Source organism: Mycobacterium sp. (assembly GCF_046095365.1).
Lineage (GTDB): Bacteria > Actinomycetota > Actinomycetes > Mycobacteriales > Mycobacteriaceae > Mycobacterium.
The window spans coordinates 1-15,413 of sequence record NZ_JBJTJF010000082.1; the positions used below are offsets into that span (position 1 = coordinate 1).

Annotated in this window: 14 protein-coding genes and 1 riboswitch; of the genes, 8 read left to right on the forward strand and 6 right to left on the reverse strand. The window is 69.1% G+C overall.

Features of this window, described 5'->3' with window-relative positions; all coding sequences use genetic code 11:
- Positions 1 to 1,117 (forward strand): D-alanyl-D-alanine carboxypeptidase family protein (locus tag ACKOQ4_RS06985; RefSeq protein ID WP_526290209.1); only part of this gene is annotated, 1,117 nt, incomplete at its 5' end.
- On the opposite strand, the gene yhjD is transcribed toward ACKOQ4_RS06985, so the two are convergent.
- Together yhjD and trpS are read right to left on the reverse strand one after the other, a co-directional pair.
- Positions 1,065 to 1,928, reverse strand: coding sequence for an inner membrane protein YhjD (yhjD, locus tag ACKOQ4_RS06990; protein WP_526290211.1), 864 nt, complete (start codon positions 1,926 to 1,928; stop codon positions 1,065 to 1,067). The genes ACKOQ4_RS06985 and yhjD overlap by 53 nt on opposite strands.
- Entirely contained in the window at positions 1,928 to 2,938 is a 1,011-nt protein-coding gene (trpS, locus tag ACKOQ4_RS06995) for a tryptophan--tRNA ligase (RefSeq protein WP_526290213.1), read from the reverse strand. Before trpS ends, yhjD begins: the two co-directional genes overlap by 1 nt.
- A 17-nt stretch (positions 2,939 to 2,955) precedes the next feature.
- Between trpS and ACKOQ4_RS07000 the strand changes: the two genes are divergently transcribed.
- Positions 2,956 to 4,002 carry an alpha/beta hydrolase gene (locus ACKOQ4_RS07000; RefSeq protein WP_526290215.1) on the forward strand — a complete coding sequence of 349 codons (1,047 nt, stop codon included), beginning with the start codon at positions 2,956 to 2,958 and terminating at the stop codon, positions 4,000 to 4,002.
- Here ACKOQ4_RS07000 and ACKOQ4_RS07005 read toward each other — a convergent pair.
- Positions 3,999 to 4,592, reverse strand: a complete 594-nt coding sequence (locus ACKOQ4_RS07005) for a TetR/AcrR family transcriptional regulator (RefSeq protein ID WP_526290217.1) — start codon at positions 4,590 to 4,592, stop codon at positions 3,999 to 4,001. The two genes, ACKOQ4_RS07000 and ACKOQ4_RS07005, sit on opposite strands and share 4 nt — an antisense overlap.
- 119 nt (positions 4,593 to 4,711) lie before the next feature.
- Here ACKOQ4_RS07005 and ACKOQ4_RS07010 point away from each other — a divergent pair, with 119 nt between their 5' ends.
- Genes ACKOQ4_RS07010 through ACKOQ4_RS07020 form a run of 3 tightly spaced genes read left to right on the forward strand, consistent with a single transcriptional unit; the run spans position 4,712 to position 9,420 of the window.
- Entirely contained in the window at positions 4,712 to 7,921 is a 3,210-nt protein-coding gene (locus ACKOQ4_RS07010) for a cellulase family glycosylhydrolase (RefSeq protein WP_526290219.1), read from the forward strand.
- Positions 7,918 to 8,757, forward strand: coding sequence for an epoxide hydrolase EphH (ephH, locus tag ACKOQ4_RS07015; RefSeq protein WP_526290221.1), 840 nt, complete (start codon positions 7,918 to 7,920; stop codon positions 8,755 to 8,757). Before ACKOQ4_RS07010 ends, ephH begins: the two co-directional genes overlap by 4 nt.
- A 21-nt stretch (positions 8,758 to 8,778) precedes the next feature.
- Positions 8,779 to 9,420: a TetR family transcriptional regulator gene (locus ACKOQ4_RS07020; RefSeq protein ID WP_526290223.1), complete on the forward strand. Its 642-nt coding sequence runs from the start codon at positions 8,779 to 8,781 to the stop codon at positions 9,418 to 9,420.
- Here ACKOQ4_RS07020 and ACKOQ4_RS07025 read toward each other — a convergent pair.
- Complete coding sequence (locus tag ACKOQ4_RS07025) at positions 9,417 to 10,643, reverse strand: NADP-dependent isocitrate dehydrogenase (RefSeq protein ID WP_526290225.1); 1,227 nt, start codon at positions 10,641 to 10,643, stop codon at positions 9,417 to 9,419. The genes ACKOQ4_RS07020 and ACKOQ4_RS07025 overlap by 4 nt on opposite strands.
- Positions 10,644 to 10,781: 138 nt before the next feature.
- Positions 10,782 to 10,902: riboswitch (SAM riboswitch) on the forward strand.
- Positions 10,903 to 11,049: 147 nt separating this feature from the next.
- Between ACKOQ4_RS07025 and ACKOQ4_RS07030 the strand changes: the two genes are divergently transcribed.
- From ACKOQ4_RS07030 to ACKOQ4_RS07040, 3 genes are read left to right on the forward strand one after another with little or no spacing between them, the layout of a single operon-like run.
- Positions 11,050 to 12,363: a bifunctional o-acetylhomoserine/o-acetylserine sulfhydrylase gene (locus tag ACKOQ4_RS07030; protein ID WP_526290227.1), complete on the forward strand. Its 1,314-nt coding sequence runs from the start codon at positions 11,050 to 11,052 to the stop codon at positions 12,361 to 12,363.
- Positions 12,364 to 12,374: 11 nt separating this feature from the next.
- Positions 12,375 to 13,514 (forward strand): homoserine O-acetyltransferase MetX, encoded by a 1,140-nt coding sequence (metX, locus tag ACKOQ4_RS07035; RefSeq protein WP_526290229.1) that lies wholly within the window; start codon positions 12,375 to 12,377, stop codon positions 13,512 to 13,514.
- Positions 13,511 to 14,263, forward strand: coding sequence for a class I SAM-dependent methyltransferase (locus tag ACKOQ4_RS07040; RefSeq protein ID WP_526290231.1), 753 nt, complete (start codon positions 13,511 to 13,513; stop codon positions 14,261 to 14,263). Before metX ends, ACKOQ4_RS07040 begins: the two co-directional genes overlap by 4 nt.
- Here ACKOQ4_RS07040 and ACKOQ4_RS07045 read toward each other — a convergent pair whose 3' ends face one another.
- The gene (locus ACKOQ4_RS07045) at positions 14,264 to 14,551 is read right to left on the reverse strand and encodes a DUF3017 domain-containing protein (protein WP_526290233.1); all 288 of its coding nucleotides are present in this window, start codon (positions 14,549 to 14,551) and stop codon (positions 14,264 to 14,266) included.
- The gene (locus ACKOQ4_RS07050) at positions 14,548 to 15,411 is read right to left on the reverse strand and encodes a bifunctional methylenetetrahydrofolate dehydrogenase/methenyltetrahydrofolate cyclohydrolase (RefSeq protein WP_526290235.1); all 864 of its coding nucleotides are present in this window, start codon (positions 15,409 to 15,411) and stop codon (positions 14,548 to 14,550) included. Before ACKOQ4_RS07050 ends, ACKOQ4_RS07045 begins: the two co-directional genes overlap by 4 nt.
- Positions 15,412 to 15,413 lie beyond the last annotated feature (2 nt).

The window sequence follows — 15,413 nt, forward strand, 5'->3', positions numbered from 1 at the left end:
CAGCTGTCCCTACAAGGTGTCCACGCCGCCGGCGGTGGACGCCTCGGAGGTTCCCAAAGCGGGCGACCCGCCGCAGCCGCTGCCGGTGCCGGCCACCCCGGCCGGCGGCGAGGCGCTCAGCGGCTGCGGGGTGATCGTCGCCGCAGGCACCCCACCGCTGCCCGGCGACGTCTCGGCCGAAGCCTGGCTGGTGGCCGACCTGGACTCCGGCACGGTGATCGCCGCCCGCGACCCGCACGGCCGGCACCGCCCGGCCAGCATCATCAAGGTGCTGATCGCCATGGTCGCCATCAACGAGCTTCCGCTGAACAGGATCGTCGAGGGCACCCAGCAGGACGCCAACGCCGAGGGAACCAGGGTCGGGGTGGACGCCGGCGGCCGCTACACGGTCAACGACCTGCTGCACGGCCTGCTGATGCATTCCGGCAACGACGCCGCCCACGCGCTGGCCATGCAGCTGGGCGGGATGGATGTCGCGCTGGGCAAGATCAACACACTCGCCGCCAAACTGGGCGCGCGCGACACCCGGGTGGCCACCCCGTCCGGGCTCGACGGGCCGGGTATGAGCACCTCGGCCTACGACATGGGCCTGTTCTACCGGTACGCATACGCCAATCCGACGTTCGCCGGGATCGTGGCCACCCGCACCTACAACTTCCCCGGCCACCCGGCCAAGCCGGGCGAGGCGGCCGACCACCCCGGCTACGAATTGGAGAACGACAACAAGCTGCTCTACAACTACCCCGGCGCGCTGGGCGGCAAAACCGGCTTCACCGACGACGCCGGGCAGACCTTCGTCGGAGCGGCCAACCGCGACGGACGCCGGCTGGTGGCGGTGCTGCTGCGCGGCTCGCGCATGCCGATCGCACCGTGGGAGCAGACCGCGCACCTGCTCGACTACGGCTTCGCCACCGGACCGGAGGCCAAGATCGGCGAGTTGATCGAACCGGATCCCTCACTGATCCCGCCGAAGCCGGAGACGCCCAGCGTCAGCGTGCCGATCCTCACCGCGGACGCGCTGCCGGTGCGGATCGGCGTGGCGGTGGTCGGAACCGTGGTGGTGTTCAGCCTGATCCTGGCGGCCCGCTCACTGAATCAGCGGGTCGGGGCTCGCTGACCGGAGCCTCGGTGGCGGCCCATGCCGTGGCGAACAGCACGAGCCGCGCGGTGAGGTAGGCGAACACCATCAGGCCGAACACCGGGCCGAAGGTGGTTCCGGCAGGACCGTGCATCACCACCCGCAGGTACACCGAGGCGACCTGCTTGAAGAGCTCGAATCCGACGGCGGCGAGCAAACCCGCTCTGGCACAACGCCTTAACGGCAACTGCTGACGCGGCAGCCTGGCGATCAGCCAGGTGAACATCAACCAGGCAACCAGCACCGACATCAGCAACGAGGCTCCCCGCAGCGCCCCGACGACGTTGAGCGGACCACTTGCCAGCGCGGTCAGCCCGACTGTGACCATGCTGGCGACGAAGGTCGACACCAGCGCGGTCAGGTCGGAGATCTTGGTGGACACGAAGCCCTCCGGGGCCAGGCTGTCGGGGGACCACATCTGAGTCATCGCACCCCGCAGGTGGGTCATCCAGCTCAGCCCGGCCCACAACGCGGTGGCCATACCGATCAGACCCACCGAGGTGCGCGATGCGATGGCGGCGTCCATCAGGCTGATGATCTGCTGGGCGAAGTCCCCGGAGACCGTCGCCTTGACCCGGGCGTCGATCTCGGTGAGCACCTCAGGCCGACTGGCCAGCATGAAACCGACCACCGCGAAGCCGACCATGAGCAACGGGAACATCGCGAAGATCGTGAAGTAGGTGATCGCGGCCGCACAGAAGTCGCCCCGCGCGCCGTCGTAGCGCTGCTGGGCACGGACCGCGTGGTCCAGCCAGGGGTGGCGGGCACGCAGCCGGTCAAGCGTCCCCATCATGAGCCGGGCAGGAAACCAAGCCGCTCGTAGACCCGGGCCAGGGTCTTCCCCGCGATCTCCCGGGCCCGATCGGCGCCCGCGGCCAGCAGGCCCTGCAACTCCGCCGGGTCGCTGAGCAGTTCGTCGACCCGCTGCCGAATCGGGGTCACGTACTCCATGACGGCCTCGGCCGTGTCCGACTTGAGGTCACCGTAGCCGCGGCCGGCGTAGCCCTCGACCAGGGCGGCGATCGGGACGCCGGTGACCGCCGACTGGATGGACAGCAGGTTGGACACACCCGGTTTGGCGTCGGTGTCGAAGCGGATCTCGCGCTCGCTGTCGGTGACCGCCGAGCGGATCTTCTTGGCCGAACGCTGGGGATCGTCCAGCAGGTTGATCAACCCGGCGTCGGTGGCCGCCGATTTGCTCATCTTGGCGGTGGGTTCGGCAAGGTCGTAGATCTTCGCGGTCTGGCCGGCGATCATCACCTCCGGCACCACGAAGGTGTCCGGGAAACGGGCGTTGAACCGCCCGGCGACATCGCGGGCCAGTTCCAGGTGCTGGCGCTGGTCCTCGCCGACCGGAACCAGGTTGGTGTCGTAGAGCAGAACGTCGGCGGCCTGCAGCACCGGGTAGGTGAACAGTCCCACCGTGGCCGCGTCCGCGCCCTGCTTGAGCGACTTGTCCTTGAACTGGGTCATCCGCGATGCCTGGCCGAAACCGGTGAAACAGCCCAGCACCCAGGCCAATTCGGCATGGGCGGGCACGTGGCTCTGCACGAAGATGGTCGAGCGGGCCGGGTCGATTCCCAGCGCGAGGTACTGCGCGGCGGTCACCAGGGTGCGCCGGCGCAGCACGGCCGGGTCCTGCGGGACGGTGATGGCGTGCAGGTCGACCACGCAGAAGTAGGCATCGTAGTCGTCCTGCAGGCCGACCCACTGCTGGACCGCACCGAGCGCGTTGCCCAGGTGCAGGGAATCGGAGGTCGGCTGGACACCGGAGAAAACGACACGGGAATGCGGGCTCATGGTGGGACAATCCTGTCATGCGGAAATTCCTTGCGGTGCTGGCAGCGGCGACACTGGTGCTCGCCGGTTGCTCGAGCGGACCGGGTTCGTCGGACAAGCGGCCGGCCGGCGCCGCGGTGGTGCTGGTCTCCGGCGGCAATGCCACCAGCCCCTTCACCACCCGCGATCAGGCCTGTGCGACCGGCCTGGCGGCGGGCAACACCGACACCGCGTTGCGGGAGTTCCTGCTCGGCAAGGGATACACCGTCTACACCGCACCGGCCATGGCCGGGCGCGGCCAGGTGGTCGACCAGCAGGGGTTCGGGGCGTTCGGGGTCTGCCCGGTGACGTTGCCGGAGAACATGACGGTCAACTCGACCGGGAGCATCGACACCGCCGGTGAGCACCTGGCCAGGTTCGTCAACTGGCTGCACAACGAAAAGGGGGTCACCGACGTCGATTTCGTCGGCCACTCCATGGGCGGGCTTTACTCGCGGGCCGCGATCCGGGTGCTGGCCAGCACGGACAGCCCGGTCAAGGTACGTTCGCTGACCACCATCGGATCTCCTTGGCAGGGCACCTATCTTTCCGACTACGCCAACGACCTGATCCCCATGACCGACTGCAAGGGCGACAAACTGTGCGAAGGCGCGATGAAGGACTTCAGGATCCGCACCCTGCAACTGATGTCAGGCTCGGGCCGGGAGGCCAACAAGGCGTTCCTGATGGGTTCGGACGGGTGGAATCAGTTCCAGTCCGGGGTGCTCGACAAGATCCCGGTGACGCTGATCGCGGGCAAGAAGTTCACCCTGCCCGGACCGGGGATTCCCGCGGTGTGGCCGAATGACGGCATCGTCGCCGAGGAGAGCGCGCTGGCCACGGGCATCAGCGACCCGGTGCTGCCGCACCGGCGCTGCCACACCTTCGACGACACCCACAGCATCTTCGTCTCCAACCAGGCCGGCCTGGACTGGAAGACGGCACTGACCTGGGATCCCCGGGTGTTCGAGGTGCTGGCCCAGGCCATCGAGGACGCGCCGAAGGCTCTCGAGGGCGCCAATCGCGAGGGCTGCCCGACCGGTTAGCGCCGGGGCCGACCCGGCATGATCACACCGACCGCCGAGTCGACGACAGTCTCCAGATCGGCGCCCAACTGTCCCAGCAGCCACTGCTGCGCCAGTTCCGCCATCGCTCCGGCATACATCGCCGCCCCGACGAGGTCGGCGGTGCGCTCGCGAACCGCGCCGGGGAGGACGGATTTGCGCAGTTCCTCCTGCGTGGCCGTACGGCGTTGGGCCAGAACGGGATTCGTTCGCGCCTCGATGAACAGGATCTTGCCGCGGCCCGGATCCTCGGAACTGAAGCTGAGCACGGTGCGGATGCCCGCCGCCAGCCGCGCCCGGACGTCGGGTAGTCCGGCCATCGCTGTGGCGAGGGCTTCGGTCAAGTCGGCGACCACGACGTCGTAGACCGCTCCGAGAAGGGCGTCGGTGCCGGAGAAGCTCTCGGAGAAGTAGCGGGCGTGCAGGTCGCTGCGCCGGCACACCGATCTGAGGGTGACCGCAGCCTCGCCACCCTCGGCGAACAACCCGTAGGCGGCCCGAACCAGCATGGCCCGCCGCGCTGCCCGCCGATCGGCCTGCGACAGCCCGGCCCATCTCGACGTGCGCGGCATCCGACGAGGATAGCCCCGGCTTTTTCTCATGTTGCTTTTGGGATTTTCTATGCTATTTTTTGGCTACGTACGTATCCAATTCCTCGTTCCGCCTGATGGCGGGGGTCAGGAGCAATCTCGTGCATTCAGTGATCCGCGGCGCGGCGGCCATTGCGATCGGACTGGGCCTCGGAGTCGCCGGTGGCGGCGTCGCCCATGCCGACGACTCCGCCGACACCGCGACGCCCGCCTCCCCCGCACCCCCGGCCGCGAGCTCGCCGGCTGCCGAATCGCCGTCGCCGCATCGGGTTTCCCGCAACGGCCCAGCGGCACGCCCGACGCTCAAGCGACAGGCGGGGCTGAAACGTCGAGGGGCAGAGGCGGCCAGAACGGTGCCCCTGACGGCCGTCGCCGCCCCCGCACCGGCGGCTGCGGTGACCCCGAGGGTCGCGGCCAGGGGCTCAGGCGCCGCCCGCCGGCCGTTCGGCAACCGCCTGCCGACCGCGAGTCCGGTCCAGTACGCGTCGAGTACTCCCGCCGTGGCCACCGGGACGATCGGGGCCGTGGACCCAGACGGTGACCGTATCGAGTACGCGATCGCCAAGGCCCCGGCCCGCGGCAGCGTCGTCGTCGACAAGCTCGGCACCTACACCTACACCGCGGGTGCGGATCTGGCGGGCACCGGCGGATCGGACTCCTTCACAGTCACCCTGCGCGACAGCGGATTACGGCTGCTCTTCAGGCGGCGGGCATCGGTGCTGGTGCCGGTCGCCGTGACGGTACCGGGACCCCCGCCGGTCCCGCCGTCGTTGTCCATCGCCGACCTCGCGGTGACGGAAGGCAACGGTGAACACGCCCACTTCATGTTCGTGGCCACCCTGGACAAAGCCCCGACGGGCCCGGTCAGTGTCGGCTACGCGACCGCCGACGGCACCGCGAGGGCCGGGGTGGACTACACCGGCGCCTCCGGCACCCTCACCTTCGCGCCGGGGGTGACCACCCAGACGGTGCACGTCGGCGTCATCGGCGACACCGCCGCAGAACCCGGCGAGACCTTCACGGTGACGCTGTCCAACCCGGTGGGGGTGGTCATCACCCGTGCGGTCGCACTCGGGACCATCCTCAACGACGACGCCCCGCCGACGCCGACGCCGACGCCGACGCCGACGCCGGGGCTGAGCATCTCCGATGCCTCGGCCGTCGAGCCGGGTTCGGGCGGCATGGCCCCGGGCTTCCTGCACACCGCGGGAAACCAGATCCTGGACTCGCAGAACAAGACGGTGGCGATCTCAGGGGTCAACTGGTTCGGCATGGAGTCGACCACCCAGGCCCCGCACGGGCTGTGGACGCGAGGCTACAAGGACATGATCAACCAGATGTCCGGGCTGGGATTCAACACCATCCGGCTGCCCTACTCCAGCGAGTTGCTGCACACCACCGCCGCACCCAACGGCATCGACTTCGCCAAAAACCCTGACCTGCAGGGCCTCTCGGGTCTGCAGGTGATGGACGCCATCATCGCCTACGCCGGACAGCAGGGCATGCGGGTCATCCTCGATCACCACCGCAGCGGCGCCGGTGCGGGCACCTCCGAGAACGGCCTGTGGTACGACACCACCTACACCGAGGACGCCTGGGTCGCCGACTGGGCAACCCTGGCCGGGCGCTACAAGAACAACCCCACCGTGATCGGGGTGGACCTGCACAACGAGCCACACAACGGAACCTGGGGCGGCGGCGGGGCCACCGACTGGGCCCGGGCGGCCGAGCGGGCCGGCAACGCCGCCCTGGCGGTCAACCCGAACCTGCTGATCTTCGTCGAGGGCGTCGAGACCTACCAGGGCCAGAACTACTGGTGGGGGGGCAATCTGATGGGCGTCAAAGACCGCCCGATCGTGCTGTCGGTGCCCAACCGGGTGGTCTACTCCCCGCACGACTACCCCAACTCGGTGTTCCCCCAGAGCTGGTTCCAGACCGCCGACTTCGGCGCCGGCCTGCCCGCTGTGTTCCGGAAGGCCTGGGGCTACATCTACGAGAACAACATCGCCCCGGTCTACATCGGCGAGTTCGGCACCAAACTCACCGACCCCAAAGACGCGGTCTGGTTTGAGGCCATCACGTCCTACATCTCCGGGGACCTCGACAACAACGGCACCACCGACATCCCCGCCGCGAACCAGGACATCAGCTGGACCTTCTGGTCCTGGAACCCCAACTCCGGGGACACCGGCGGCATCCTGGCCGACGACTGGACCACCGTCAACCAGACCAAGATGACCTACCTCGCCCCGATCCAGTACAGCGCCGGGAACGGCACATCGCAGGCATCGTTCACCGTCACCCTCAACGCCCCCGCCACCCAGACGGTCTCGGTCGGCTACGCCACCGCCAACGGCACGGCGACGGCCGGCGGCGACTACACGGCCACCACCGGCACACTGACCTTTGCACCGGGTGAAACCCGCAAGATCGTCTCGGTCGCGGTGAACGGCGATGCCCTGACCGAGGGCAGCGAGGACTTCCACGTCGTGCTGTCCAACCCCTCGGGAGCCACCCTGACCGACGCGATGGCGATGGGCGTCATCGCCGACCGTGCGACGGCGACCACGCCCCCGACCGGAACCACAGGGGGCGGGGGGACCGTGCCGGCGCCCGCCGACAGCGGCCCCTACACCGACATCATGACCTTCGGCATGTTCCACGGCAGCAGCCATACCGGCATGGACGCCCTGGCAGGCGGCCGGACGGCGATCACCACCGAAGCACTGGTCGCCTACAACGATCTGCGGCGCTTCGCCGGCCTCGCACCGGCGAAGCTGGAGGACGTCGGCAGGTGGGCCTTCGCCAACCAGCTGACGAACAACGCGCAGGCCTGGGACAGCGAACTGCAGGGCGTCGGGCTGTACTACGCGATGCAGGGCGCCAAGGTCGGCTGGATCGCCGCCGACAAGTACACCCCGCAGATCGTCGCCGACGCCGAGCGCACGGCCAGGCTGGGCTCCGCGGAGGACGTCATGGCGATGGTGAGGCGATACGGTCACACCGGTTTCGCCGACTATCTGACGACCAGCGGGAACCAGACGGCTTTCGTCGACACCCTGAAAATGGAGCCGCACTACGGCGGCTGGATGCATGACCGGGCGAACGGCCGGCTGCTCATCGAGGGTTCGGCCACCGCGCACGACGTCAATCACCTCACCGTGCTCAGCCACGATCAGATGCAGCCGTTCATGAACGACACCTGGGACTGGCCGCAGTGGCCGGCCCTGGACGTTTCAAGACAGCGGGTGATCGCCTATTACCAGAGCATGGTGACTCTGGGTGACCCCCGCGGTACCGTGCGGGTATGACCGGCCGGGCGCCGATCCACCTCGGCGCGGGGGAACCCGTCCTGCTGCTGCACCCGTTCATGATGTCGTGCTACGTCTGGCACGACGTCGCTCCAGCACTGGCCCGGACCGGTGAACTGGAGGTCTTCGCCCCGACGATGGCGGGCCACAACGGCGGGCCGCACACCAGCTCCTGGTTCCTGGACACCGCCACCCTGGCCGACCACGTGGAGACCCAACTGGACGAGCTGGGCTGGGACAGCGCCCACATCGTCGGCAACTCCCTCGGCGGATGGGTCGCCTTCGAACTGGAACGCCGCGGGCGGGCCCGCACCCTGACCGCGATCGCCCCGGCCGGCGGCTGGCACCGCTGGTCGCCGGTCAAGTACGAGATCGTCGCCAAGTTCGTCGCGGGCGCCCCGGTCTGGCTGACCGCGATGGCTCTGCGGCAGCGCGCGGCCAGACTGCCGGGCGCCCGGGCGGCGGCGAGCGTGCCGGTCAGCGCGACCCCGGCCGGGCTCAGCGACGCCGACCTGCTCGAGATCATCGACGACGTGACCCACTGCCGGGCCTATTACCAGCTGCTGGTCAAGGCGCTGCTGCTGCCCGGACTGATGGAACTGGCCGGCACCACCACCCCGACCAACCTGGTGATCTGCGGGAAGGACCGGGTGCTGCCGCATCCGCGCTACACCAGGCACTTTCTGCGCCACCTGCCCGACATCGACCGGATCACCACCCTGACCGACGTCGGGCACATCCCGATGTTCGAGGCGCCGCAGCTGATCGCCGACCTGATCGCGGCCTGGGTCGACGAGCACCGCCCCCGACTGAGGGAGGCATCACCGGCGGGCTGACCAAGTCGTTAAAATCGGGTCGTGGGGAACCAGAGCAGATCAGCGGCGACGCGACAGAAGATCATCGACGCGGGCGTGGAGCTTTTCGCGGGCAAGGGGTACGGCACGACGTCGCTGAACGACATCACGTCGGCGGCCCATGTGACGACCGGCGCCTTCTACTACCACTTCGGTTCCAAGGAGGCGCTGGCCGCCACGATCGTCGCCGACGGGTGGCCCAAGGCCTGGGAAGTCATCGGCGCCTGTATCGAGTCCCCGGCGCCGGGCCTGGAGAACGTCATCGTGATGACCTTCGCGCTCAGCGAACTGATGAAGCGGGACAAGTCGGTCTGGATCGCCAACCACCTCAACCAGTCGCTGGGGCTGCTCAACGAGGACGGCCGGATCGCCTTCGAACGCAAGGCGCGAAGCTTCATCGAGGGGGTGGCCGGGGCGATCAACCAGACCGACATCCGTCCCGAGGTCACTCCACTGGAGCTGGGCAACCAGGTCTGGATGACCGTCCACGGCTGCCATCTGCTGTCCGACGCGACCGGCGACAGCGTCTCCCAGCGCCTCGAGCAGAGTTGGCGGATGCTGCTGCGGGCCAGTGTGCCGGTCGAGTCACTGCCCTACTTCGAGCAGTTCCTGGCCCGCACGGCCAAGCACTACCGCACCGATTAGGCCAGCGCCCTCTTGAGGTTGTCGGCCAGGGTCGCCAGGAACTGCTCGCTGGTCTCCCAGGGCTGATCCGGACCGATCAGCAGCGCGAGATCCTTGGTCATCTGGCCGCCCTCCACGGTGTGGACGACGACCTCCTCGAGGGTCTCGGCGAAGTCGATGACCTCGGGGGTGCCGTCGAGCTTCCCGCGGTGCTGCAGACCCCGCGTCCAGGCGAAGATCGACGCGATCGGGTTGGTCGAGGTGGGCCTGCCCTGCTGATACTGGCGGTAGTGCCGGGTGACGGTGCCGTGCGCCGCCTCGGCTTCCACGGTCTTGCCGTCCGGGGTCATCAGCACCGAGGTCATCAGGCCCAGCGAGCCGTAGCCCTGGGCGACGATGTCGGACTCGACGTCGCCGTCGTAGTTCTTGCAGGCCCACACGTAGCCGCCCTCCCACTTCAGGCAGGAGGCGACCATGTCGTCGATGAGCCGGTGCTCGTAGGTCAGCCCGCGGGCGTCGAACTGGGCCTTGTAGTCCTCGTCGAAGATGCGCTGGAACTCGTCTTTGAACATGCCGTCGTAGGCCTTGAGGATGGTGTTCTTGGTCGACAGATACACCGGGTAGTTCTGTTGCAGCGCATAGGAGAACGTCGAGTGCGCGAAGTCCTGGATGGACTTCTTGAAGTTGTACATCCCCATCACCACCCCGCCGTCTTCGGGGATGTGCACCACCTCGTGCACCATCGGCTCGCTGCCGTCGTCGGGGGTGAAGGTCAGCGTGACGGTGCCGGGGCGGTCCACCTTGAAGTTGGTCGCGCGGTACTGGTCGCCGAACGCGTGCCGGCCGATGATGATCGGTTTGGTCCAGCCCGGCACCAGGCGGGGAATGTTGGAGATGACGATCGGCGCGCGGAAGATCGTGCCGCCGAGGATGTTGCGAATGGTGCCGTTGGGCGACAGCCACATCTTCTTGAGGTTGAACTCCTTGACGCGGGCCTCGTCGGGGGTGATGGTGGCGCACTTGACGCCGACGCCGTGCTTGAGGATGGCCTGCGCGGAGTCGATCGTGACCTGGTCGTCGGTTGCGTCGCGGTTCTCCATGCCCAGGTCGTAGTACTCGAGGTTGACGTCCAGGTGCGGCAGGATCAGGGTTTCCTTGATGAGCTTCCAGATGATGCGGGTCATCTCGTCGCCGTCGAGCTCGACGACGGTGCCCTTGACCTTGATCTTGTGTCCGCTCGCCATGTGAGTAGCCCGTCCTCCTCAACCCGGCGGGCACGTGCCCGCGGGGCCAACATTACAAGGGCTGACCGGTCCGCGACGGGCCGTGTCGCCGGAAGACCGGGTGGCCAGCCGGCGCGGTTGTGCGATAGGCTTTCCGACGGTCATGAGCGCCAGCATCAAGCCCCGGCTTGCTGGCCGGCAACCCTCCAACCGCGGTGGGGTGCCCCGGGTGATGACCAGGTTGAGCAGCCGACGAGCGGCTGCACGGCAAGCGCGGGTCCGCCATGACGGGCCCCCCGAGTAGACAGGGAAACCTGATGCGGAGCCCTCATATGTGTCGCTGTCGCTGATCCACGCCGCGTTTCGTCGCACCCGACGAGCCCTCCGTGAAACCCAGCCCAGTCGACCCCCAAGGAGCCACACCCCCATGACCACCAGCGACAACTGGTCGTTCGAGACCAAGCAGATCCACGCCGGCCAGACCCCGGGAGACACCCACGCGCGGGCGCTGCCGATCTACCAGACCACGTCCTACACCTTCGACAGCACCGACCACGCCGCCGCGCTGTTCGGGCTGGCCGAACCGGGCAACATCTACACCCGGATCATGAATCCGACCACCGACGTGGTCGAGCAGCGCATCGCCGCCCTCGAGGGCGGGGTCGCCGGACTGCTGCTGTCGTCCGGCCAGGCCGCGGAGACCTTCGCGATCCTCAACGTCGCCGGGGCCGGGGACCACATCGTCTCCAGCCCGCGGCTGTACGGCGGCACCTACAACCTGTTCCACTACACGCTGCCCAAGCTGGGCATCGAAACGACCTTCGTCTCCGACCCCGACGATCTGGACGCCTGGCAGGCGGCGGTGCGGCCCAACACCAAAGCGTTCTTCGGCGAGACGATCTCCAACCCGAAGATCGACATCCTCGACACCCCCGGGGTGTCCGGAGTGGCCCACGCCAACGGGGTCCCGCTGATCGTCGACAACACCATCGCCACGCCGTACCTGATCCAGCCGATCGCCCAGGGCGCGGACATCGTCGTGCACTCGGCGACCAAGTACCTGGGCGGCCACGGCACCGCCATCGCCGGGGTGATCGTCGACTCCGGCAACTTCGACTGGACGTCCGGCCGCTTTCCCGGCTTCACCACCCCCGACCCGAGCTACCACGGCGTGGTGTTCGCCGACCTCGGCGCGCCGGCGTTCGCCCTCAAGGCCCGGGTTCAGCTGCTGCGCGACCTCGGTTCGGCGCCGGCGCCGTTCAACGCCTTCCTGATCGCCCAGGGGCTGGAGACGCTGAGCCTGCGGATCGAGCGGCATGTGTCAAACGCGCAGAAGGTGGCCGAGTATCTCCAGGGCCGTGACGACGTGGTCGGCGTGAATTACGCCGGCCTGCCCGGCTCGCCGTGGTACGAACGCGGCAAGGCACTGGCTCCCAGGGGAACCGGTGCCGTGCTGTCCTTCGAGTTGTCCGGCGGAGCCGAGGCCGGCAGGGCCTTCGTCGACGCGCTGGAACTGCACAGCCACGTGGCCAACATCGGAGACGTGCGCTCGCTGGTGATCCACCCGGCGTCCACCACCCACCAGCAACTCTCCGCCGAGGAGCAGTTGTCCACCGGTGTCACCCCCGGACTGGTGCGCCTGGCGGTCGGACTGGAGGGCATCGACGACATCCTGGCCGACCTCGAACAGGGCTTCACCGCCGCCGGGGCGGCCGCCGGGCACGTCGCGGCGGCACGTTGAAGGAATCCGACGTGACCCTGTCCTACGAGCGCATCGAAGCCCTCCCGGCGGAGGGCCAGATCGGTGTCGTCGACATCGGTCCGCTGGAGTGCGAGAACGGTGCGGTCATCGACGACGTCTCGATCGCCGTGCAGCGCTGGGGCACGCTGTCCCCCAACCGCGACAACGTCGTCGTCGTGCTGCACGCGCTCACCGGAGACTCGCACATCACCGGCCCGGCCGGCCCGGGCCATCCCACTCCGGGCTGGTGGGACGGTGTCGCGGGCCCCGGGGCGCCGATCGACACCGACCGGTGGTGCGCGGTGGCCACCAACGTGCTCGGCGGCTGCCGGGGCTCCACCGGACCGAGTTCGCTGGCCCGCGACGGCCGGCCGTGGGGGTCGAGGTTCCCGCTGATTACGGTTCGCGACCAGGTCAACGCCGATGTGGCCGCGCTGCGGGCACTCGGCATCGGCGAGGTCGCGGCGGTTGTCGGCGGGTCGATGGGCGGTGCCCGGGCACTGGAGTGGATGGTCGGCTACCCCGACCGGGTCCGCGCCGCGCTGGTGCTGGCCGTCGGCGCGCGGGCAACCGCCGACCAGATCGGAACCCAGAGCAGCCAGATCGCGGCCATCAAGTCCGACCCGGACTGGCAGGGCGGCGACTACTACGGCACCGGCCGTTCACCGGACTCGGGCCTGCAGCTGGCCCGCCGGTTCGCCCACCTGACCTACCGCGGCGAGACCGAACTGGACACCCGGTTCGGCAATTCCGGCCAGGGCAGCGGAAACGACCGGGAGGACCCGCTGGCCGGCGGGCGCTACGCGGTGCAGAGCTACCTGGAGCACCAGGGCGCCAAACTCATCCGGCGCTTCGACGCGGGCAGCTACGTGACGCTGACCGAGACGCTGTCCAACCACGACGTGGGCCGCGGCCGCGGCGGGGTCGCGGCGGCGCTGCGGGCCTGCCCGGTGCCGGCGGTGGTCGGGGGCATCACCTCCGACCGGCTCTACCCGTTGCGGCTCCAGCAGGAACTGGTCGAACTGCTGCCCGGCGCCGACCACCTCAACGTCGTCGAGTCGATCTACGGCCACGACGGGTTCCTGATCGAAACCGAGGCCGTGGGCCAGCTGATCCGCGAGACCCTGGCACTGGCCGACGGGCAGCGGTGACGCCCGCGGACGGCGGCCGCAGGGAACGCTCGCTGTCGTTCGGCTCGCAGGCCGCGGCCTACGAGCGGGGCCGGCCGTCCTATCCCCCGGCGGCCGTCGATTGGCTGCTCACCGCGGGCGCCGGCCCACCGGTGCGCGACGTGCTGGACCTCGGCGCCGGCACCGGCAAGCTGACCAGCCGGCTGGTCGAGCGGGGCCTGAGCGTGGTGGCGGTGGACCCGATCCCCGAGCTGCTCGACGTGCTGCGCGCCACGCTTCCGGACACCCCCGCCCTGCTGGGCAGCGCCGAACAGATCCCGTTGCCGGACAGCAGCGTCGACGCGGTCCTGGTGGCCCAGGCCTGGCACTGGTTCGACACCGCGCGAGCCGGGGCGGAGATAGCCCGGGTGCTGCGGTCCGGCGGCCGGCTCGGGCTGCTGTGGAACGTGCGCGACACCCGGCTGGGCTGGGTCAGGGACTTCGGTGAGATCGTCGGGCGCGAGCACGACTGGGCCGACACCGCCGTCGAACTTCCCGCGCCCTTCACCGGCGTCGAGACGCACAAGGTGGAGTGGACCAACTACATCACCCCGCAGGCGCTGATCGACTACGTCGCCTCGCGCAGCTACTGCATCACCTCACCGGCCGAGGTCCGCAGCCGCACCCTCGAAGAGGTACGCACGCTGCTCGACACCCACCCGGCGCTGGCCAACGCACAGGGCATCGCACTGCCTTACATCACGGTGTGCGTGCGGGCGACGCTCGATTAGTCAGCTCGTGCCGAGCGGATCGATGGTCCAGGCGGTGTAGAGCATGATCGCGCTGATCGTGGTCATGGTGGCGAAGTCCAGGCTCTTGCCGCGCACCGCCAGCAGCCCGGCCCGATCATCGGGCAGCACCAGGCGCAGGGCCGCCGCCACCCCCACGCCCACCCCGATCAGGAAGGCCCCGCGGCGCCAGAATCCGGCGGCGACGAGCACCAGCGCAACGGCGAAGATGCCCGCGACGGTCAGGATCGGCCACTGCGTGCGCAGCACCTCACGGGATCTGGAGTTCACCGGCGGGCTTCTGCCAGATCCGCTTCCGCTCGTTCAACGACGTTGGTCAGCAGGAAGGCCCGGGTCAACGGTCCGACGCCGCCGGGGTTCGGCGACACCTGCCCGGCGACGTCCCACACGTCCGGCGCCACGTCCCCGGTGAGTTTTCCGTCCACCCGGCTCACCCCGACATCGACCACCGCCGCGCCCGGGCGCACCATGCCGGCGGTGAGCATGTGCGGCACCCCGACAGCGGCCACGATGACGTCGGCCTGACGGGTCAGCGACGCCAGATCGCGAGTTCCGGTGTGGCACAACGTCACCGTCGCGTTCTCGGTACGGCGGGTCAGCAACAGGCCCAGCGGGCGGCCGACGGTGATCCCGCGGCCGATGACCACCACGTGCGCACCGTCGATCGGAACGTCGAAGCGGCGCAGCAGCGCCACGATGCCGCGCGGGGTGCACGGCAGCGGCGCGGGCTCGCCCAGCACCAGCCGGCCCAGGTTGGTCGGGTGCAGGCCGTCGGCGTCCTTGGCCGGGTCGATCCGCTCCAGGGCGGCGTTCTCGTCGAGGTGACGGGGCAGCGGCAGCTGCACGATGTAGCCGGTGCAGTCCGGATTGGCGTTGAGCTCGTCGATGGTGTCGTTGAGTTGACCGGCGCCAGCGTCGGCCGGCAGGTCCCGGCGGATGGAGGTGATGCCCACCTTGGCGCAGTCGGAGTGCTTGCCCTTGACGTAGGCGTGCGAGCCGGGGTCGTCGCCGACCAGAACGGTGCCAAGGCCGGGTGTCCGGCCCGCCGCGGTCAGGGCGGCGACCCGGCCGGCGAGGTCGGCGAAGATCTCGTCGCGGGTGAGCTTGCCATCCAGCGTCTGCGCGGGCACGG

Bases quoted from the DNA above. Each gene is read 5' to 3' on its own strand.
- yhjD (WP_526290211.1), bottom strand. From the start codon at position 1,928: ATGGGGACGCTTGACCGGCTGCGTGCCCGCCACCCCTGGCTGGACCAC.
- trpS (WP_526290213.1), bottom strand. From the start codon at position 2,938: ATGAGCCCGCATTCCCGTGTCGTTTTCTCCGGTGTCCAGCCGACCTCC.
- ACKOQ4_RS07000 (WP_526290215.1), top strand. From the start codon at position 2,956: ATGCGGAAATTCCTTGCGGTGCTGGCAGCGGCGACACTGGTGCTCGCC.
- ACKOQ4_RS07005 (WP_526290217.1), bottom strand. From the start codon at position 4,592: ATGCCGCGCACGTCGAGATGGGCCGGGCTGTCGCAGGCCGATCGGCGG.
- ephH (WP_526290221.1), top strand. From the start codon at position 7,918: ATGACCGGCCGGGCGCCGATCCACCTCGGCGCGGGGGAACCCGTCCTG.
- ACKOQ4_RS07025 (WP_526290225.1), bottom strand. From the start codon at position 10,643: ATGGCGAGCGGACACAAGATCAAGGTCAAGGGCACCGTCGTCGAGCTC.
- ACKOQ4_RS07030 (WP_526290227.1), top strand. From the start codon at position 11,050: ATGACCACCAGCGACAACTGGTCGTTCGAGACCAAGCAGATCCACGCC.